The organism is Sulfitobacter sp. CB2047 (genome assembly GCF_000735125.2).
Classification (GTDB): Bacteria; Pseudomonadota; Alphaproteobacteria; order Rhodobacterales; family Rhodobacteraceae; genus Sulfitobacter; species Sulfitobacter pontiacus.
This window is the reverse complement of the sequence record NZ_CP072614.1, coordinates 49,903-68,531: the sequence shown is the minus strand read 5'-3', so window position 1 is coordinate 68,531 and position 18,629 is coordinate 49,903. Positions and strand designations below refer to the sequence as shown.

The window sequence follows — 18,629 nt, the reverse complement described above, 5'->3', positions numbered from 1 at the left end:
ATGGGAGAGCTACTGGTCATCCGCCACGGTCAGGCGTCTTTTGGGGCTGACAACTATGACAAGTTGTCGGACCTCGGGCACCGGCAATCCGAGGCCGTCGGCCAGTTGCTACGCGATACCGGCTGGGTGCCGGACCGGACAATCACCGGCACCCTGACCCGCCAGAAAGAAACGCTTGCCTCGATGGGATTCGAGGCAGGCGACACCCACCCCGGCCTGAATGAATATGATTTTCAGAACCTGCTGGACGCGCGCTATAAAGGGGCGGTTCCGGAACTGGTCAAGGACGACCGCAAGGTGCATTTCCGTACCCTGCGCGAAACCGTCTTTCAGTGGCAGGCAGACGAGATCGAAGGCCCCGCCGAGACATGGGCCAATTTCACCGACCGCGTGGAAGCCGCCCGTCTGATCGCCTGTGCCGAAGGGGCGGAACGCGTGCTTGCGGTAAGCTCCGGTGGGGTGATCGGGCAGCTGACGGCCGCGTCTCTTGGCGCGCCGCATAAAATGATGATGACCTTGAACCTGCAGATCAAGAACACATCCATCACCAAATTCGTCTTCACCAAATCCGCGTTTTTCCTGCATGAATTCAACGCGACCCCGCATCTGATGTCAGCCGAGACCGCTGACATGCTGACCTATAGTTAAGGAACGGTAGCCATGAGCACAGACACCCAGACACTCGATATTCCGAAGGTCAGCGCCTATCTGGAAAAACACCTTGAGGGCTTTGAAGGCCCGCTTGAGGTCTCCAAGTTCCAGGCCGGTCAGTCCAACCCGACGTTCCTGCTGAAAACCCCGTCGCGTAACTATGTGCTGCGTCGCAAACCGCCGGGGGTTCTGTTGAAATCCGCACACGCGGTTGATCGTGAGTTCCGCGTGCAAAAGGCGTTGCAGGATACCGATGTGCCCGTGTCGAAAATGCACCTGCTGTGCGAAGACGACGACGTGATCGGGTCGGCGTTCTACATCATGGATCATATCGACGGGCGCAACTTCATGGACCCGCGCATGCCCGACATGGACAAGGCAGGCCGCGCTGGCGTGATTGACGAGATGAACCGCGTGCTTGCCGCTCTGCACGAGGTGGACATCGACGCGGTGGGTCTGTCGGACTACGGCCCCCCCGGTAACTATTATGAACGTCAGGTCGCCCGCTGGACCAAGCAATACCGCGCGTCCGAAACCGAAGACCTGCCCGCGATGAACAAGCTGATCGAAAAGCTGACCGCCAGCATCCCTGCGGATGACGGGCAGCGCACGCTGGTGCATGGCGACTACCGTATCGACAATATGATGTTCGAGAAAGACGGCACCAAATGTCTGGCCATTCTGGACTGGGAACTGTCAACCATCGGCCACCCTTACGCTGACCTTGCGGCCGTTATCATGCAGTGGCAAATGCCCGCGGGCACCGAAGGGCGCGGCTTTGGCGGTGTGGACCGCGCAGCGCTTGGCGTGCCGAGTGATGCGGAATTCATCGCCAAATACTGCGAACGCCGCGGGCTGGCCGGGATCGACAACTTTGGCTTCTACCTCGCCTTTTGCTTCTTCCGCATGGCCGGGATCATTCAGGGCGTATTGAAACGCGCGCTGGACGGCAATGCCTCCAACCCCGAGCGGGCGATGAAGGTCGGTGCCTATGTCCCTGTGTTTGCGGAAAACGGGCTTAAAGCGCTGGAAGGCAAGTAAGATGGCCTCCAACGAGTTCGCGACAGATCCGGCAGAGACGAAGGACAGAAACTTTGTCACGGCGCTTGCCCGCGGGCTGGATGTGTTGCGCTGCTTTCGGGAAAACGAAACAGCCCTGACCAACACGGATTTCTCCGAACGGACAGGGCTGCCCAAGGCGACGGTGTCGCGCTTGACCCATACGCTGGTGGAACTGGACTATCTTGTCGCCGATGCCCGCACCGGCACCTATCGGCTGGGCGCAGGGGTGCTGCAGCTTGGCTTTGGCGTGCTGTCGAGTATGGAGATCGGCGACCGCGCGCAGGAAGAGATGCGCAAGCTGCGCGACGGGCCCAATTCCTACGTCACCATCGCGATCGGAGAGGTCCACCGGCTGGACGTTGTCTATATCGCGACCAAACGCTCGCGCGAGGATGTCGCGTTGCAAATTCGCGTCGGGTCACGGCTGCCGTTGTTTGATTCCGCCATTGGTCGCGCAATCCTGACCGGCATGTCCGACGAAAGCCGCGACCGCGCGTTCCGCTATGCTGCAGCCGAAGGGCCCGAGTTCGAAGCCCGCGCGCGCGACAGCTATGCCGCCGCGATGACAGAGTTTGCAGATAAGGGATTTTGTTCAAGCTATGGCGATTGGCGTCCCGATGTGAACGGCATCGCGGTGCCCGTGTTTTCGCCCAACGGATCGCAGGTTTACGGGCTGAATGTGGGCGGTCCCGCTTTCCACGTGAAGAAGCGACAGCTTGAAACGACCTATGCACAGCTTTTGTCGGCAGCGGCGCAAGCCATCAGCATCCGGTTTTAGGGTGTGGACCCGCGGGGCGGGAGAATCAACTTGGCCGGTCGTATAGATTTCAACCACCGTGGCCAGTAGCTTCGTTCCAGTGGCTGGAATTGGCAAATCTGCGGTGCCATGACAATTGTCAGGATCGCACCCGCCGTCGCAAATTTTTTTTGAATAGTGTCCAGCGGACATCTGTCAGGCACCGCGTAAAAACTGATCAGCCGTCACAATCTTGTGCAATTCATTAATACATTTATTTTCAAATGCTTATTTCTGACCCTGCGTCAAAAAACGGCAGCGGGCAAAATTTCACGCAGGTGATTTCGCCCGTACCGTCACGCAATATATGGCATAACCGACGGTGCAGGCTCGCAACTTATGAATAGAGGCGCTTGACAATAAATCGCATTATGCAAGGCTCTTCCCAAGGTCTGGCAATCCAAAAAACGCATTAAAAGCGCCGGGCCGTCCTTGGGAGGATTAAAATGAAAAATATCGCTAAGTACGGCGCGGTTTCCGCGCTTTCTTTGGTCATTGGCGCGAGCGCAGCCTTTGCCGAAAACATCAAGATCGCGTTCATTGACCCGCTGTCCGGTCCATTCGCAAGCACCGGAACAAACGGCCTGCATCAGTTCGAATTCGCGGCTGATTACATGGTAAACGACAAAGGCGGTCTGCTGGACGGCCAAAAAATGGAAGTGCTGCCTTTTGATAACAAGGTCAGCCCCAAAGAATCCCTTATTCAGCTTCAGGTCGCGATTGACCAAGGCGCGCGCTACGTCGTTCAGGGGAACTCCTCTGGCGTTGCGAACGCATTGACCGAAGCCATCGACAAGCACAACCGCCGCAACCCCGACAGCCGTGTTCTGTTCCTGAACTATGCCGCTGTAGACCCTGCGCTGACGAACGACAAATGCAACTTCTGGCATTTCCGTTTCGACGCCAACTCTGACATCAAGATGGACGCGCTGACCGATGTGATCGTTCAGGACAAGGACATCAAGAAAGTCTACATCATTGGGCAGGACTATTCCTTTGGTAAAGCTGTGTCTGCCGCCGCCAACGAAATGCTGGGCGCGAAAGGTGACGGCATCGAGGTCGTCGGTGACGAACTGCACCCCATCGGCAAGGTGAAAGACTTTACCCCCTACGCGCGCAAGGTTGTATCCTCTGGTGCGGATGCCGTGATCACGGGGAACTGGGGCGCTGACATGCTGGGCATCGGCAAAGCGATCATCGACAACGGGTTCGAAGGGCCGATCTATACCTATTACGCTGCGGGTTCCGGCATCACGGCCGCCTTTGGTGAAAGCGGTAAAGACAAGATCCGCCTGATTTCGCAAGGCAGCATCAACCCGATCGCCACCGAAGAAGCGCGCGACACCTACAACGCCTTCCTTGAGAAGTATCCAGACGGCAACATCGACCAAAGCCGTATCTTCAACACCATCGGTATGCTGGCCCAGGCCATCACCGAAGCGGGCTCCGCCACAGATGTGGTCGCGGTGGCCAGCAAGCTGGAAGGCATGGAATACGACAGCATGTGGGGTGGTAAACTGTTCATGCGTCCGCAAGATCACCAGATCATTCAGGACATGCATGTCGGCGTCCACACAAACGACAACCTGGACTTTGACTATGACCAGTCCGGATATGGTGTCGTGACTGAATCGACCGTCGAAATGGCGTCGATGGACAGCCCGACAACCTGCGAGATGAAGCGCCCCGAATAAGGCGATTTCTCTCGGGTCCGCCTGCGCTGGCGGGCGGGCCCCTCTTGCACCTTGCCACCACACTACTGGAGGGGCCTCATGGACCTCATTCTCGTCAACCTCATCGACGGGCTGGTTACTGGATTGCTGTTGTTCATGCTCTCCGCCGGTCTGACCCTAATTTTCTCGATGATGGGTGTTTTGAACTTCGCTCACGCCAGCTTTTACATGCTTGGTGCCTATTTCGCCTACCAGATCAGTCTTGCGCTCGGCTTCTGGATGGGGCTGCTGATCGCGCCACTCGTCGTGGGTGTGATGGGGGCAGGGGTTGAACGCTACGGCCTGCGCCGGGTTCACCAATACGGACACGTGCCCGAACTGATTTTTACCTTTGGTCTGGCGCTGTTGATCGAAGAACTGGTGCAATTCATCTGGGGCAAGAACCAACTGCCCTATGCCATTCCTGACGCGTTGAACTTTACCGCGTTTGCGATCTCGGGGAATTCGATCCCCGCTTATAAGATATTCATGATCTTCATCTCGATCAGCATCTTTATCGGGCTGCTTTACGTGCTGACCAAGACCCGCGTCGGCATGATCATTCAGGCCGCGCTGAGCTATCCGCGCACGGTCGAAGCCTTGGGCCACAATGTGCCGCTGATCTTTATGGGGGTCTTCGGGGTCGGCACGGCGCTGGCCGGTGTGGCCGGTGTGATTGCCGGACCGGTGCTTGGCACCTTCCCCGGTATGGCCTTTGTGCTGGGGTCGATCGTGTTCGTGACCATCGTGATCGGTGGCCTCGGGTCGCTCTGGGGGGCGCTGATCGCGTCGCTATTGATCGGCTGGATCACCACCTTCGCCAAATCCTACAACATCGAGATGGAGAATATCCTGACCGGCCTTGGCATCTCTAAACCCGAGAGCCTGGATGACAGCATATTCCGCGACTTCTGGAGCCTCACGAGCCCGCAGATCGCCGACATCTTGCCCTATATCCTGATGGTGCTGATCCTCATCTTCCGCCCGGCAGGTCTTTTCGGAAAGCGCAGCTCATGACAGTTTCAGATCCAAGAACCGACATTCCCAAAGGCGCCCGCCCGAAAGAGCAGATCACCACGGACCCGTCCAAACCCGCGCAGCGTATGCGGTCAGGGTCGCTGGTGCTGACATTGGCCCCCTGGGTCATTGCCTCTGTCGTGCTGGCCATCCTGCCGATGGTGTTTACCAATAATTCGGCACTGACGATCATGAACCAGATGTCGATCACGATCGTTTTCGCGCTGGCCTATAACATGCTGCTCGGGCAGGGGGGTATGCTGTCCTTTGGCCATGCGGTCTATGCCGGTGTGGGGGGCTTTGCCTGTATGCACATCATGAACATGTCCGATTTCTTCTCGACCATTCCCCTGGTGATCCTGCCGGTGTTTGGTGGTCTTTTCGGCATGGGTCTGGCGATGATCGTCGGCGCGTTTTCGACCCGTAACGCGGGCACGGTATTCGCCATGATCTCGCTGGGTGTGGGCGAATTGATCGCGGCCTGTTCCGTCATTATCGTCGCGTTCTTTGGCGGCGAGGAAGGCATCAGCGGTGACCGGACCTACGCGCAGCCCTTCTTTGGCGTCGAATTCCTGCAACAGATCGAGGTCTATTACCTGACCGCTGGCTGGGTCGTGATCTCTGCCGCGCTGATGTACCTCTGGAGCCGCACCCCCGTGGGTCGCATGGCAAACGCCGTGCGCGACAATCCCGAACGGGCAGAGTTTCTGGGCTATTCCTCGCGGTGGGTCCGCTTCTACAGCTTTGTCGCCTCTGGCTTCTTTGCGGGCGTGTCCGGTGGGCTTTTCGCGATCAACTACGAAATCCTGACCGAGGAAAACCTCAACACCGCCTCGTCAGGGATCATCCTGCTGGTGACCTTCCTTGGCGGCGTCGGGTTCTTCTTTGGGCCGATCATCGGGGCCATCGCCTTTACCCTGCTGCAAACCGTTCTGAGCCTGTCGACCGAGCTTTGGGCCTTTTATGCGGGCGTCCTGTTCCTATCCACGGTGATGTTCTTCCCCGGTGGTCTGGCAGGACTGCTGATGATGCATGTGCCTGTGTTCAAGCTGGGCAAGGCATCGACGTTGATCATGCCCTATCTCAAGACGCTGCTGCCAGCGGCAATCGGTTTGATGGGGCTGGCGGCACTGGTCGAGATGACGTTCCACTATCGTCATGGGGCCACGGGTGACAATGAAATGACCGTCTTCTGGACCACATTCGACAGCCACACGCTGATGCCATGGCTGGTGGCGGGCGCGGTCGCGCTGATCGGTCTGGGCATCGCCAGGGCCACAGCACCGGCGTTGAAAGACGCCTGGAACGAAGCAAACACAGCAGGAGGCGCGTCATGAGCACACCCGCACTTGAACTGACTGGCCTCAAGAAAAGCTTTGGCAAGGCCGAGATCATCCGCGGCATCGACCTGAGCATCGGCAAGGCAGAACGCCACGCCGTGATCGGGCCGAACGGCGCGGGCAAATCGACGCTGTTCAACCTGATCACCGCACGGTTTGCGCCTTCGGCTGGAACGGTAAAGCTGCACGGAGAGGATCTGGCCGGGCTCGAACCCTTCCAGATCAACCGCAAGGGGCTAAGCCGCTCGTTCCAGATCACCAACATCTTTCCGGCGATGAGCGTGTTTGAAAACGTGCGCTGTGCGCTCTTGTGGTCGCAGGGCTATAAATACAGCTTCTGGAATCTGGTGAACCGGTCCCGTGAGCTGACCGAGGGCGCGGACCGCATCCTTGACCAGATCAACCTGCTGGAACGGCGCAACCTGCCCGCGGGCACCCTGTCTTACGCCGAACAGCGCGCGCTTGAAATCGGGATCACCATCGCGGGCGGTGCCGATGTCATCATGCTGGACGAACCGACGGCGGGGATGAGCAACACGGAAACCGACTATATCACCGACCTGATCCTCAAGGTGACCGCGGGCAAGACGCTGATCATGGTGGAACATGACATGAGCGTGGTCTTCGGTCTCGCCGACCGGATTTCGGTGCTGGTCTATGGCGAAATCATCGCCACCGGAAAACCCGAAGAGGTGCGTGCAGACGCCCGCGTACAAGAAGCCTATCTGGGCGCCGCATTGGAGGCAGAACACTAATGATGCTCGAAGTCACGGATATGCACGCCTTCTACGGCAAGTCCCACATCCTTCAGGGGGTGAACCTGAACGTCAAAGAAGGCGAGATCGTCGCGCTTCTGGGGCGCAACGGGGTGGGGCGGTCTACCACCTGCAAGGCCATCATGGGCGAGGTCGAACCTAAAGGATCGGTCAAGTTTCAGGGGCAGGAGATCAGCGGCAAGAAAGCCTTCCAGATCGCCAATATGGGGATCGGCTATGTGCCCGAGAACCGCGATATCTTTCCCGGTCTCACCACGCGGCAGAACCTGACGCTGGGTCTGAAGCCGGGCCAGAAGGATGGCGCGGGCCGTTGGTCGATGCAGTCGATGTTCGACATGTTCGAAAACCTCGACCGCCGCGCCGACGTCGAAGCCTCGGTTCTGTCGGGGGGGGAACAGCAGATGTTGACCATGTGCCGCACGCTGATGGGCGACCCCGATTTGGTCATGATCGACGAACCCACCGAAGGTCTGTCCCCGCAGATGGTGCAGAAGGTCGCCGAGGTGCTCAAAGAGATCGCCAACCGCGGGATCTCAACCCTGCTGGTGGAACAGAAACTGTCGATCGCGATGGACATCGCGGATCGGGTCTATGTCATGGGGCATGGTCAGGTGGTCTATGAGGGCACGCCGGCTGAATTGCGCCAGCGTGATGATGTGCGCAAGGAATGGCTTGAGGTCTGATGACCTAAGCCGGACCATTACCAGTAAATCATCTATTGAAATCGTCGCGGTCCGCGGCCTCATCCTCCTGAGGCGCGGTCGCGGCTCGGGAGGAAAGTTTTTTGGCGTTCGACACAAATAAACTGGGCCGCATCGGGGACTGGATGCAGACCTATGTGGACCGCAAACGGTTTGCCGGGTGTTCGGTGCTGGTGGCGCAGGGCGGGCAAGAGGTCTACTTTGATGCCAAGGGCCAGCGCGACACGGATACCGGCCAGCCGTTCACACGCGACACGATCGCCCGCATCTATTCGATGACCAAACCCGTCACCTCGGTCGGCATCATGATGTTGGCGGAACGCGGGCTGTTCCACCTTGATGCGCCGGTGTCTGATTTCATCCCCGCTTTCGCCGATATGCGCTGCCTGATCGACGGCGCGACAGCGGCGGATCAGACCGAACCCTGCCAGACGCCGACACTGCACCAGCTGCTGACCCATACCTCGGGGCTGAGCTATCCGTTCAACCCCGGCATCACGGCAAAGGCAATGGACGAGGCCGACATCCTGTTCCGCGCCGATCAAGGGTCGCTGGCAGAGATGACCGACCGCGTCGCCGCATTGCCGCTGGCGTTTCACCCCGGCACCCGTTGGGAATACTCCGTAGGCATCGACGTGCTTGGCCGCGTGATAGAGGTCGTTTCGGGCAAGTCGCTAGAGGCGTTTCTGGTTGATGAAATCCTTGGCCCCCTTGGCATGGACGAGACGCGGTTTTCCGTGCCCTCAGGTGGCATTGACCGCTTTGCCTCGCTTTACACCCCGCTGGCGGGCAGCGCCTATGGCATGAACGCGGCCAAACCAGATACGCCCGTGCTGCGCTGCGTGGACAAGCCCGACACGTCCCCCTTCCTGAACGCCGAGATGCATTCTGGCGGCGGCGGACTGGTGGGCACCATTGATGATTACCTCAAGTTCACCGAGATGCTGCGCACCGGTGGGGCGGGGCTGATCTCGCCCAAGACGCTCGACTTTATGATGCGCAATCATCTGCCCGGCGACATCGCGTCGATGGGGCCCGCCAGCTTTGCCGAACAACCGATGGAAGGGATGGGCTTTGGCCTTGGCGGTGCCGTGGTGCTGAACCCCGGTCGCGTCCGCGTTCCCAGCAGCCTAGGTGATTTCAGCTGGGGCGGCATGGCCTCTACCTTCTTCTGGATTGACCCGGTGCTGGATCTGTCTGTCGTATTCTTCACGCAGCTTGCGCCGTCCAGCTCGTACCCCGCGCGCCCCCAACTCAAGGCCCTCATCCACGGAGCGATGACATGAACGATATCCTTTGGACCCCGACAAAAGAGCGCGCCGATGCCTCGACCATGGCGGAATTTGAACGGTTCCTGAAAGACCAACGCGGGCTGACGTTCGACCACTACAACGCCATGTGGGAGTGGAGCGTGACCGACCTTGACGGGTTCTGGTCCGCGATCTGGGACTATTTCGACGTGCAGGCCAGCGCGCCCTACACGACCGTCATGGCAAAGCGTCAGATGCCCGGTGCCGAATGGTGCCCCGGCGCGATGCTGAACTACACCGACCAGATCATGAAGCATGTGGACAGCCAGCCTGACGGCGATGCGCTGATCGTGCAGTCCGAAACCTTTGGCCGCAAACGTCTGTCGTGGTCCGAGCTGCGCGCACAAGTGGCAAGCGTCGCCGCGCATCTGCGGGATATGGGCGTGACCAAAGGCGACCGCGTTGTTGCCGTGCTGCCCAATACCGAAACCGCGATGATCGCCTTTCTGGCCACCGCGAGCATCGGCGCGATCTGGTCGCTTTGTGCCCCCGATATGGGTCATGTCGCCATTCTGGACCGGTTCAAGCAGATCGAACCCAAGGTGCTGATCGCGCAAGACGGCTATGTCCACGCGGGCAAAACCGTGGACCGTCGCGAGATCCTCGCGGGGCTAGAGGCGGCGCTGCCCAGTCTCGTGCAATGCGTCACGGTGCCTTTTGTCGGGGATCTGCCCAAGGGGCATATGGCGTGGGACAGTCTGCTGGACCGCGACGCACCCTATGAAAGCACGCAAGTCCCCTTCGATCATCCGCTGTGGATCGTCTATTCCTCCGGCACCACCGGCAACCCCAAGCCGATCGTGCACGGGCATGGCGGGATCATTCTGGAATCCGCAAAACAATCCCTACACCACGATCTTCGGCGCGGCGGACGCTATTGCTGGCTGACATCTTCGGGCTGGATCATGTGGAACTCGCAATTCACCGCACTGGGGCAGGGCACCACGGTCGCGATGTTCGACGGGGCACCGAATTATCCTGACATGGGCGTGATCTGGCGCTTTGTCGCGGATGAAAAGCTTGATTTCTTTGGCGCGGGCGCGGCCTTCTTTAGCGGTTGCATGAAGGCAGGGCTAACCCCACGGGACGAGGTCGACCTTTCTGCGCTGCGCTCGCTCGGCTCGACCGGATCACCGCTGAGCTCTGATGCCTATGACTGGATATACGCACAGGTGAAGCAGGACGTCTGGCTGGCGCCTATCTCGGGCGGGACCGATCTGGCGGGGGCCTTTGTGCTGGGCCATCCCGGCATGCCGGTGCGCGCAGGTGAAATGCAGTGCCGCGCGCTTGGCAACGCGGTGCGTTCCTTCGACGAGGATGGCAATGACCTGACCGGCGTGGTGGGCGAATTGGTCTGTACCGAGCCGCTGCCGTCGATGCCGCTGTTCTTCTGGGGCGACGATGATGGCAGCCGCCTGCACGACAGCTATTTCGACACCTATCCCGGCATCTGGCGCCACGGCGACTGGATCGAGATCAACGAAAACGGCGGGTCGGTGATCTATGGCCGCTCTGACGCCACGATCAACCGCAAGGGTCTGCGCCTTGGCAGTGCGGAAATCTATCAGGCCGTCGAAGGGCTGGACGAGGTGATGGACAGCCTTGTTGTCGACCTCGAATTTCTGGGGCGCGAAAGCTTTATGCCGCTCTTTGTGGTGCCGGCCCAAGGCGTCGCCTTTGATGACGCCTTCAAGGACAAGATCAACGCGGCAATCCGCAAGAACGTCTCGGCCCGGTTCATCCCGAACGAGATCATCGAGGTCGCCGAGATCCCCCGCACCCTATCTGGCAAAAAGCTTGAGGTTCCTGTGAAAAAGCTATTGCTTGGGCAGGATCCGGAAAAGGTGGTGAACAGGGATTCAATGGCCAATCCGGACAGCTTTGATTTTTATGTCGCCTACGCCAATGCGCGTGCGACCCAGAAGGACTGAACCCAGATGACCGATGTGGCCCGCCAACTCCTTGAATTGCTGGATATCGAACAGCTTGAGATCGACCTGTTCCGCGGCATCGGGTCGGGCGGGGAAACCACCACGCGCATTTTTGGCGGCCATGTTATCGCGCAGGCTTTGATGGCCGCCTATCGCACGGTGCCGGACCGGATGTGCCATTCGCTGCATGCCTATTTCATCCGTCCCGGTGACCCGTCGATCCCGGTGATCTATCAGGTCGACCGCGCCCGCGACGGGGGCAGTTTTACCACGCGGCGGGTCGTCGCGATCCAGCACGGCAAGCAGATCTTCAACCTCTCGGCGTCGTTCCACGTGCAGGAAGAGGGCTGGGACTACCAGCACAAGATGCCTGACGTAAAAGGGCCGGAACACTGGCTTGACCGCCCCGACCTGCGCGAACCCTATATCGAAAAAATCTCGCCTAAACACCGCGACGATTTCCTGCGCGAACGCCCTATCGAAATCCGCGAGGTTGATCCGCGCGATCTGTTCGAACCGGAAAAGACCTCGGACAAGAATTACCTTTGGTTCCGGATGGAGGCGGCAAAGGGGCAGTCCCCGATCATGCAGCACTGCCTGCTCGCCTATGCGTCCGATATGAACCTGCTCGGCTCGTCGCTGCGGCCCCACGGGCTGACGTGGTTCCAGGGGCAGGTCATGACTGCCAGCCTTGACCACGCCATGTGGTTTCACGCGCCGATCGATTTCTCTGACTGGCATCTGTACGAACTTGACGCCCCCTTTACTGGCGGCGCGCGCGGGTTCAATCGCGGGCTGATCTACAACCAGAACGGCCAACTTGCCGCGACAACGGCGCAAGAAGGGCTGATGCGCCCCTATAAAAAGAAAGAAGCTGCTTCATGACACAGACGGGGGGCCGCTATCCGGGTTGGCGACCGGGGATCGAACTGCGCGACGACTGGCTGGGACTGGTCCCCGAGACCGCAATCGACCCGCACCGCGAGATTGTGGACCCCCACCACCACCTCTGGCGTCACGGCACGCCCGACGCCCCCGCCGTCTACGAGATGGACGCGCTTTGGCGCGACACTGGGGCCGGGCATAACGTGGTGCAGACGGTCTATATCGAATGTCGGTCCTATTGGGATCGCGACGCGCCCGCGCATCTGCAATCGGTGGGAGAGACCCGCACCGTGGCGCAGATGGCGGCGCAGGTGCCGCGCGGTCAGGCGCAGATCGCGGGCATCATCGCGCAGACCGAACTGGTGCTGCCCCCCGACCAGCTGCATGCCGCGCTTGACGCGCATGAGGCCGCAGGAAATGGACTGTTCAAGGGTATACGAAACTCCGGCGCGCGCGATGCGGAACCGCAGCATCTGGCGATCCCCGGACGCGGGGTCGAAAACCAATACGGCGATCCTAACTTCATCCGCGGTGCCGCGATCCTGGGCGAGCGTGGGCTGACGCTGGACAGCTGGCATTACCACCATCAACACCAAGAGTTTCTGGACCTTGCCCGCGCGGTGCCGCACACCACGCTGATCCTTGACCACTTCGGCACACCCTTGGGCGTTGGCCGGTTCGAAGGCAAACGCGACGATATCTTTGCCGCGTGGAAAGACCATATGTCAGAGCTGGCGGAATGCCCCAATGTGATGGCCAAGCTGGGCGGGCTTTGCATGCCCGACAATGGGTATGGCTACATGCATCGCGACCTGCCACCGTCCTCGGACGAGATCGTAGAGACGCAGGGCAAATGGTACGCGCATATGCTGGATGTCTTCGGCCCCGAACGCTGCATGTTCGAAAGCAACTTTCCCGTGGATCGCACGGCGGTCAGCTATGTGGTGATCTGGAACGCGTTCAAGAAGATGTCAGCGCATCTGGATGACGCGGCGCAGGCGGCGCTTTTCTCTGGCACAGCGCGGCGCGTCTACGGGCTGCCGCCCGCGTGACGCGGACGGCAGATTTTTACGTTAGGCGAATTTGAAAAAGCACAGTTTGTTGCCATCAAGGTCGCGAACATAGGCCCCGTAGAACCGGTCCGGCACCCTTTGCCCCGGCGCGCCCTCGTCTGTCGCACCGAGCGAGATCGCCTTGGCGTAGATCTCGTCCACTTCCTCTTTGCTGTCAGCGGTAAAAGCGACCATCACCCCGTTGCCGGGGGTGGGGGCCTCTTTGTTGTAGGGTTCGCAGACAGAGATCATGGGCGTGCCGCCGCCGGTGCCGATCATGGCAATCCGACCGCTGTCGATCAGCACCTTGGCACCCTTGCTTTCGAACAGGTCGCAATAGAACTGCTTGGCGCGCGCCATGTCGCTGGTGCCCACCGTGGTATAGCCGATCACGATACATTCCCCTGTGGGTTTCTGCGGTCGCCGTACATCCGGTGCAGCTTGCGCATACCCCCGATCCAGCGATCGTAGTTCTCGGTTTTCTTGCGCATATACTCCAGCACTTGCGGGTGGGGCAGCACAAGGAACGTCTCGTTGCGGATGGTTTCCAGGCAGGCTTCGGCCACGGGTTCCGCTTCAAGCAGACCGTCGAGCGCGGCGACAGAATCCTCGTGACCGCGGGTCATCTCGCTGCGGACAGCCTGAGGGCAGAGCACCGACACCTTGATCCCGTCGTCACCATGGGACATCGCCAGCCATTCGGCCACAGCAACGGCCGCGTGTTTGGTCACGCCGTAAGGCGCGCAGCCGACCTGGTTCAGCAGCCCCGCCGCCGACGCGGTGTTCAGCAGATAGCCGCCCCCGCGTTCGGTCATGCGCGGCACCAGATGACGGGCGGCCCAGATGTGGGCCATCACATTGATGTCCCAGATGCGCTGCCAGTCTTCGTTCGGCACTTCCATGCCGCCCGCGATCAATATGCCCGCGTTAGAGCAGAACAGATCAATCGGGCCGATGTCGTTTTCCACGGCATCGATCATATCCGCGATCTCTTGCTCGACACCGACATTCACACCGAAAGCCACGCCGTCGATCTCGTTGGCGACCGCCTGCGCGCCCTCTTTGTTGAGGTCGACACAGACGACTTTCTTGGCCCCTTCCGCGGCAAAGCGGATGGCCATCGCCTTGCCGATGCCGCTTGCGGCACCGGTGATGACGATGATTTTATCCTTCAGTTCCATAGCAGCCCCTTACGTCCACATGTTCGACCCGCCACAAACGGTCAGCGCCTGACCGGTCATGTAGCGGCTTGCATCAGAGGCGAGGAACACGGCGAGCCCCGCAAAATCCTCTGCCTCGCCAAGGCGGCGCAGCGGGATCTCGTTCTTGATGCGTTTCTCGACATCGGGATTGTCCCACAGCTCGCGCGCGAATTCGGTTTTCACCAGACCCGGACAGATCGCGTTGAACCGCAGACCCTTGGGCCCGAATTCGGCGGCAAGGTTGCGCACAAGGCCGATCAGCGCCAGCTTGGACATGCCATAGGTGCCCAGCATGACCGACGGTTTGAACGCCCCGATGGACGAGGTGAACGCCATCGACCCGGCGCCTTTCTCGATCATATCGGGGGCCACCATCTGTGCCAGCCAAAGATTGGACAGCACATTGGCGTTCATCGTCTTTTCATAGGCATCATCGGGGATCTCGGACGTGGGCCCATAGTAGGGGTTCACGCCCGCGTTGCCGATCACGATGTCGATCTTGCCTGCCAGCTTGTGGGTCTCGTCCACCAGCGCTTGCAGCTGCTCTTTATAACCAACGTTGCAGGCGACGCCGAACGCCTTGCCCTTGCCAAGCGCGTTGATCTCGGCGGCGGCGGCGTCCAGCTGGTCTTGCTTGCGGGCCGAGATGACGACGGTCGCGCCATGCTCGGCCAGACCCTTGGCCATCGCCAGCCCCATGCCCTTGGAGGCACCGGTCAACAGCGCCACCTTTCCGGTCAGATCAAATAGGGTCATACGCCACCTCGCGTACGGCCTGTGGCGATCTCTTCACGGGCGCGCGATGTGCGCAGGTTGGATTCCTGATAATCCTTGACCTCGGCGCGGGCGATCACGTGGTGGTGGACCTCATCAGGGCCATCCGCATAGCGCAGCGTGCGCTGCGACGTGTACATGCCCGACAGCGGCGACCACTGCGAAATACCTGTCGCACCATGCACCTGCATCGCCTGATCGATGATGTTGCAGACTTTTTCCGGCACCATCGCCTTGATCATGCTGACCCAGATGCGGGCCTCTTTGTTGCCCAGAACGTCCATCGCCTTGGCGGCTTTCAGCACCATCAGGCGCATGGCTTCAATCTCGATCTTGGCGCGAGAGATCGTTTCCATGTTCTTGCCCAGATCGATGATTTTCTTGCCAAAGGCTTCACGGCTCAGCCCGCGTTCGATCATCAGGTCCAGCGCCTTTTCCGCCGCCCCGATAGAGCGCATGCAGTGGTGTATACGGCCTGGCCCAAGGCGCACTTGGGAGATTTCAAAGCCCTTGCCTTCGCCCCAGAGGATGTTTTCCTCGGGCACGCGCACATTGGTGAACTTGATATGCATGTGACCGTGCGGCGCGTCGTCGTGACCGAAGACATGCATCGGGCCGACAATTTCAACACCGGGGGTGTCGATCGGCACGAGGATCTGGGACTGCTGGCGGAAAGGTTCGGCGTCGGGCGACGTCTTGACCATGGTAATCATGATCTTGCAGCGCGGATCACCGGCACCGGAGATATAGTATTTCTCGCCGTTGATGACCCATTCACCGTTTTCCAGCACGGCAGAGGTAGAGATATTCTTGGCATCCGAGGACGCCATATCGGGTTCGGTCATCGCGAAGGCCGACCGGATTTCACCGGCCAGAAGCGGCTTGAGCCATTTTTCTTTCTGCTCTGGCGTCCCGATCCGCTCCAGCACTTCCATGTTGCCGGTGTCGGGCGCGGAACAGTTCAGGGATTCAGAGGCCAGCGGGCTTTTGCCAAGCTCGGCCGCGATATAGGCGTAATCGAGGTTCGACAGACCTTCACCGGTTTCGGCATTGGGCAAAAAGAAATTCCACAGCCCATTTTCACGAGCCTTTTTCTTGGCGGTTTCCAGCAGCTCCAACTGGCCGGGCGCGTGTGACCAGCGGTCGGCACGACCTTCGCCAAGGCGGAAATACTCGTCGGTGATCGGATCGACATTTTCGCGGATGTGTTTGATGACGGCGGCCAACAGCGGCTTGGCCTTCTCGGACATCTCGAGATTATTCATTCCGGCCATAGCTTCGTTATGTGACATAGAGTGCCTCCTGGCAGTTGGTTCGATTATTTATTGACCCAGTTGGGTTTGCGTTTTTCGACAAAGGCGTTCACGCCTTCCTTGAAATCTTCGGTTTTGCTGAGATCCGCGATCACCTCGCGTGAATAGGCGATGCTGTCCTGCATCCCGTCGCGCTTGTACATGTCGTTCAGGACGCGTTTCGTGGCCTTGACCGCCGACGGCGACACGGCGCACAGCTCTTCGGCCTTTTCCATCGCTTTCGCCATCAGCTGGTCGGCAGGGTAGACCGCGTTGACGCAGCCCATCGACAGCGCCTCATCGGCCATGATGGTGCGGCCCGTGAACATCATCTCTTGCGCGGCAAGACGCCCGATATAGCGCGACAGGCGCTGCACGCCGGACGCCGCGGCGAAGAAGCCGACCTTGACCTCGGGCAGGGCGAATTTTGCCTGATCAGAGGCGAGGATAATGTCGCACGACAGCGCGGTTTCAAATCCGCCGCCCATGGCGAAACCGTTGACGGCTGCGACGATGGGCTTTTCCAGATCAAAACGCGAGGACAGACCGGCGAAGCCGCTGGCGGGCATTGTCGCCTTTGACCCGCCCGCGGCTGTGGCTTTCAGGTCGTTCCCCGCGGAGAACGCCTTGTCCCCCGCACCGGTCAGAACCGCGACCCAAAGATCCTGATCCGCTGCAAAAGCGTCCCAGCAATCGGCCATTTCATTATGCATGTCGACGTGCACGGCATTGTACACCTCGGGGCGGTTCATGGTCACAACAAGGATGTGACCCTTCTTTTCGGTGGTGATATATTGATAGCTCATACCTTCAGCCCTCCGGTGTCGATTTCAGTGAATTTCCCGCCATTCTTGGCCAGGTCGCGCAGCAGTTCAGCGGGCGCGAATTCGGGGTCTTCGGCGCCCAGCTTTTCCATCACGTCCAGCACGGCCTGCGCACCGACCATATCGCCATAGAACATCGGGCCGCCCTTATCGGCGGGCCAGCCATAGCCGTTCAGCCAGACCACATCGATGTCAGAGGGGCGCTGCGCCTTGTTTTCCTCGAGGATTTTGACCGCTTCGTTGATCATCGGGTAGATGCAGATCTCGATGATCTGTTCCTGCGACATCTGGTTGGTTTCCGCACCTGTGATGTCCTTGATCACACCGGCAACCACATCCGACGGGATCGGGCGGCGGGATTCATCATAGTCGTAGAAACCCGCTTGGGTCTTCTGGCCGCGACGGTCCATTTCACACAGCGCATCGCGGATCGGGTTTTCGGTCTTGGCCCCTTTGGACCAGCCGATATCCAGACCGGCCAAATCGGACATCTGGAACGGCCCCATCTTGAAGCCAAAGGCGTTCAGCGCGGCGTCCACATCCCAGGGCATCAAGCCCTGTTGCAGCAGCTTGTTGGCCTGTTTCTGGCGTGCGAACAAAATACGGTTGCCGACAAAACCGGGGCAAACGCCGACGAGCACAGCGATCTTGTTGATCTTGGCCGCCAGATCCATCGAGGTCGCGACCACATCATCAGCAGTATGTTTCGCGCGCACGATTTCGAGCAGTTTCATCACGTTGGCGGGCGAGAAAAAGTGCAGCCCGATCACGTCTTCGGGACGCTTGGTCATCGCCGCGATTTCGTCGATGTTCAACGCCGAGGTGTTCGTCGCAAGGATCGCGCCCGGTTTCATCACGCGGTCCAGCTCGGTGAAAATCTTGCGCTTCAGCTCCATGTCTTCGAACACGGCTTCGATCACCAGATCACAATCGGCCAAGGCCGCCAGTTCCAGCTTGCCGTCAAAGCGATCCATCCGCGCTTCGACTTCTTCTTGCGGGAAACGGCCCTTATCAGCGCTGCGCTGGTAGTTGCCGCGCACGACCTTCAACCCGCGGTCCAGCGCCTCTTGCGTGGTCTCGACGATGGTGACGGGGATGCCCGCGGTGGCAAAGTTCATCGCGATGCCGCCGCCCATCGTACCCGCGCCGATGATGCCTACGGATTTGATCTCGCGCTGTTTGGTGTTGGCGGGCAGGTCCGGGACCTCCCATGCGGCTTTGCCGGCAGCACCGATATAGGCACCAATTTCTGCGTCGGTTGGGGTGTTCATAGTCTTCCTTTCTTCCGGCCCGGTTGGTGGGCC

General features: G+C 59.7%; 18 protein-coding genes. 12 read left to right on the top strand and 6 right to left on the bottom strand.

From position 1 onward, the window contains the following. From IV89_RS16465 to IV89_RS16410, 12 genes are all read left to right on the top strand, one after another. Positions 1-648, top strand: coding sequence for a histidine phosphatase family protein (locus IV89_RS16465; RefSeq protein ID WP_037941888.1), 648 nt, complete (start codon positions 1-3; stop codon positions 646-648). Positions 649-660: 12 nt separating this feature from the next. Then, positions 661-1,692, top strand: coding sequence for a phosphotransferase family protein (locus IV89_RS16460; RefSeq protein ID WP_037941891.1), 1,032 nt, complete (start codon positions 661-663; stop codon positions 1,690-1,692). A 1-nt stretch (position 1,693) separates the two neighbouring features. Then, a complete protein-coding gene (locus tag IV89_RS16455) occupies positions 1,694-2,491 on the top strand; it encodes an IclR family transcriptional regulator (RefSeq protein WP_005848844.1) in 798 nt (265 codons plus the stop codon). A 464-nt stretch (positions 2,492-2,955) separates the two neighbouring features. Next, positions 2,956-4,203, top strand: coding sequence for a branched-chain amino acid ABC transporter substrate-binding protein (locus tag IV89_RS16450; RefSeq protein WP_037941894.1), 1,248 nt, complete (start codon positions 2,956-2,958; stop codon positions 4,201-4,203). 78 nt (positions 4,204-4,281) lie between these two features. After that, entirely contained in the window at positions 4,282-5,238 is a 957-nt protein-coding gene (locus IV89_RS16445) for a branched-chain amino acid ABC transporter permease (protein WP_005848848.1), read from the top strand. Continuing rightward, complete coding sequence (locus IV89_RS16440; protein ID WP_037941897.1) at positions 5,235-6,575, top strand: branched-chain amino acid ABC transporter permease; 1,341 nt, start codon at positions 5,235-5,237, stop codon at positions 6,573-6,575. The genes IV89_RS16445 and IV89_RS16440 overlap by 4 nt, the downstream gene beginning before the upstream one ends. Continuing rightward, on the top strand, positions 6,572-7,333 hold the full coding sequence (locus IV89_RS16435; protein ID WP_009824297.1) for an ABC transporter ATP-binding protein: 762 nt from the start codon (positions 6,572-6,574) through the stop codon (positions 7,331-7,333). Before IV89_RS16440 ends, IV89_RS16435 begins: the two co-directional genes overlap by 4 nt. A gap of 2 nt (positions 7,334-7,335) precedes the next feature. Next, positions 7,336-8,037 (top strand): ABC transporter ATP-binding protein, encoded by a 702-nt coding sequence (locus IV89_RS16430; RefSeq protein ID WP_174226639.1) that lies wholly within the window; start codon positions 7,336-7,338, stop codon positions 8,035-8,037. 101 nt (positions 8,038-8,138) lie between these two features. Then, positions 8,139-9,341, top strand: coding sequence for a serine hydrolase domain-containing protein (locus tag IV89_RS16425; RefSeq protein ID WP_037941898.1), 1,203 nt, complete (start codon positions 8,139-8,141; stop codon positions 9,339-9,341). Further along, positions 9,338-11,296: an acetoacetate--CoA ligase gene (locus tag IV89_RS16420; protein ID WP_037941900.1), complete on the top strand. Its 1,959-nt coding sequence runs from the start codon at positions 9,338-9,340 to the stop codon at positions 11,294-11,296. Before IV89_RS16425 ends, IV89_RS16420 begins: the two co-directional genes overlap by 4 nt. A 6-nt stretch (positions 11,297-11,302) precedes the next feature. Next, complete coding sequence (locus IV89_RS16415; RefSeq protein ID WP_005848859.1) at positions 11,303-12,181, top strand: acyl-CoA thioesterase II; 879 nt, start codon at positions 11,303-11,305, stop codon at positions 12,179-12,181. Beyond that, a complete protein-coding gene (locus tag IV89_RS16410) occupies positions 12,178-13,233 on the top strand; it encodes an amidohydrolase family protein (RefSeq protein WP_037941902.1) in 1,056 nt (351 codons plus the stop codon). Before IV89_RS16415 ends, IV89_RS16410 begins: the two co-directional genes overlap by 4 nt. A gap of 21 nt (positions 13,234-13,254) precedes the next feature. Here the strand turns inward: IV89_RS16410 and IV89_RS16405 are convergent, their stop codons facing one another. Genes IV89_RS16405 through IV89_RS16380 form a run of 6 tightly spaced genes read right to left on the bottom strand, consistent with a single transcriptional unit; the run spans position 13,255 to position 18,596 of the window. Then, entirely contained in the window at positions 13,255-13,626 is a 372-nt protein-coding gene (locus IV89_RS16405; RefSeq protein ID WP_005848865.1) for a VOC family protein, read from the bottom strand. After that, a complete protein-coding gene (locus tag IV89_RS16400) occupies positions 13,623-14,414 on the bottom strand; it encodes an SDR family oxidoreductase (protein WP_037941904.1) in 792 nt (263 codons plus the stop codon). The genes IV89_RS16405 and IV89_RS16400 overlap by 4 nt, the downstream gene beginning before the upstream one ends. Before the next feature lie 9 nt (positions 14,415-14,423). After that, on the bottom strand, positions 14,424-15,191 hold the full coding sequence (locus IV89_RS16395) for an SDR family oxidoreductase (RefSeq protein ID WP_005848869.1): 768 nt from the start codon (positions 15,189-15,191) through the stop codon (positions 14,424-14,426). Further along, positions 15,188-16,474 (bottom strand): acyl-CoA dehydrogenase family protein, encoded by a 1,287-nt coding sequence (locus tag IV89_RS16390; RefSeq protein ID WP_037942093.1) that lies wholly within the window; start codon positions 16,472-16,474, stop codon positions 15,188-15,190. Before IV89_RS16390 ends, IV89_RS16395 begins: the two co-directional genes overlap by 4 nt. Before the next feature lie 53 nt (positions 16,475-16,527). Further along, complete coding sequence (locus tag IV89_RS16385) at positions 16,528-17,307, bottom strand: enoyl-CoA hydratase-related protein (RefSeq protein ID WP_009824290.1); 780 nt, start codon at positions 17,305-17,307, stop codon at positions 16,528-16,530. Then, positions 17,304-18,596, bottom strand: coding sequence for a 3-hydroxyacyl-CoA dehydrogenase (locus IV89_RS16380; protein ID WP_037941908.1), 1,293 nt, complete (start codon positions 18,594-18,596; stop codon positions 17,304-17,306). Before IV89_RS16380 ends, IV89_RS16385 begins: the two co-directional genes overlap by 4 nt. Positions 18,597-18,629: the final 33 nt, after the last annotated feature.

Coding starts and splice junctions, on each gene's coding strand:
- IV89_RS16465 (WP_037941888.1), top strand. CDS start 1: ATGGGAGAGCTACTGGTCATCCGCCACGGTCAGGCGTCTTTTGGGGCT.
- IV89_RS16460 (WP_037941891.1), top strand. CDS start 661: ATGAGCACAGACACCCAGACACTCGATATTCCGAAGGTCAGCGCCTAT.
- IV89_RS16455 (WP_005848844.1), top strand. CDS start 1,694: ATGGCCTCCAACGAGTTCGCGACAGATCCGGCAGAGACGAAGGACAGA.
- IV89_RS16450 (WP_037941894.1), top strand. CDS start 2,956: ATGAAAAATATCGCTAAGTACGGCGCGGTTTCCGCGCTTTCTTTGGTC.
- IV89_RS16445 (WP_005848848.1), top strand. CDS start 4,282: ATGGACCTCATTCTCGTCAACCTCATCGACGGGCTGGTTACTGGATTG.
- IV89_RS16440 (WP_037941897.1), top strand. CDS start 5,235: ATGACAGTTTCAGATCCAAGAACCGACATTCCCAAAGGCGCCCGCCCG.
- IV89_RS16435 (WP_009824297.1), top strand. CDS start 6,572: ATGAGCACACCCGCACTTGAACTGACTGGCCTCAAGAAAAGCTTTGGC.
- IV89_RS16430 (WP_174226639.1), top strand. CDS start 7,336: ATGCTCGAAGTCACGGATATGCACGCCTTCTACGGCAAGTCCCACATC.
- IV89_RS16420 (WP_037941900.1), top strand. CDS start 9,338: ATGAACGATATCCTTTGGACCCCGACAAAAGAGCGCGCCGATGCCTCG.
- IV89_RS16415 (WP_005848859.1), top strand. CDS start 11,303: ATGACCGATGTGGCCCGCCAACTCCTTGAATTGCTGGATATCGAACAG.
- IV89_RS16410 (WP_037941902.1), top strand. CDS start 12,178: ATGACACAGACGGGGGGCCGCTATCCGGGTTGGCGACCGGGGATCGAA.
- IV89_RS16400 (WP_037941904.1), bottom strand. CDS start 14,414: ATGGAACTGAAGGATAAAATCATCGTCATCACCGGTGCCGCAAGCGGC.
- IV89_RS16395 (WP_005848869.1), bottom strand. CDS start 15,191: ATGACCCTATTTGATCTGACCGGAAAGGTGGCGCTGTTGACCGGTGCC.
- IV89_RS16390 (WP_037942093.1), bottom strand. CDS start 16,474: ATGAATAATCTCGAGATGTCCGAGAAGGCCAAGCCGCTGTTGGCCGCC.
- IV89_RS16385 (WP_009824290.1), bottom strand. CDS start 17,307: ATGAGCTATCAATATATCACCACCGAAAAGAAGGGTCACATCCTTGTT.
- IV89_RS16380 (WP_037941908.1), bottom strand. CDS start 18,596: ATGAACACCCCAACCGACGCAGAAATTGGTGCCTATATCGGTGCTGCC.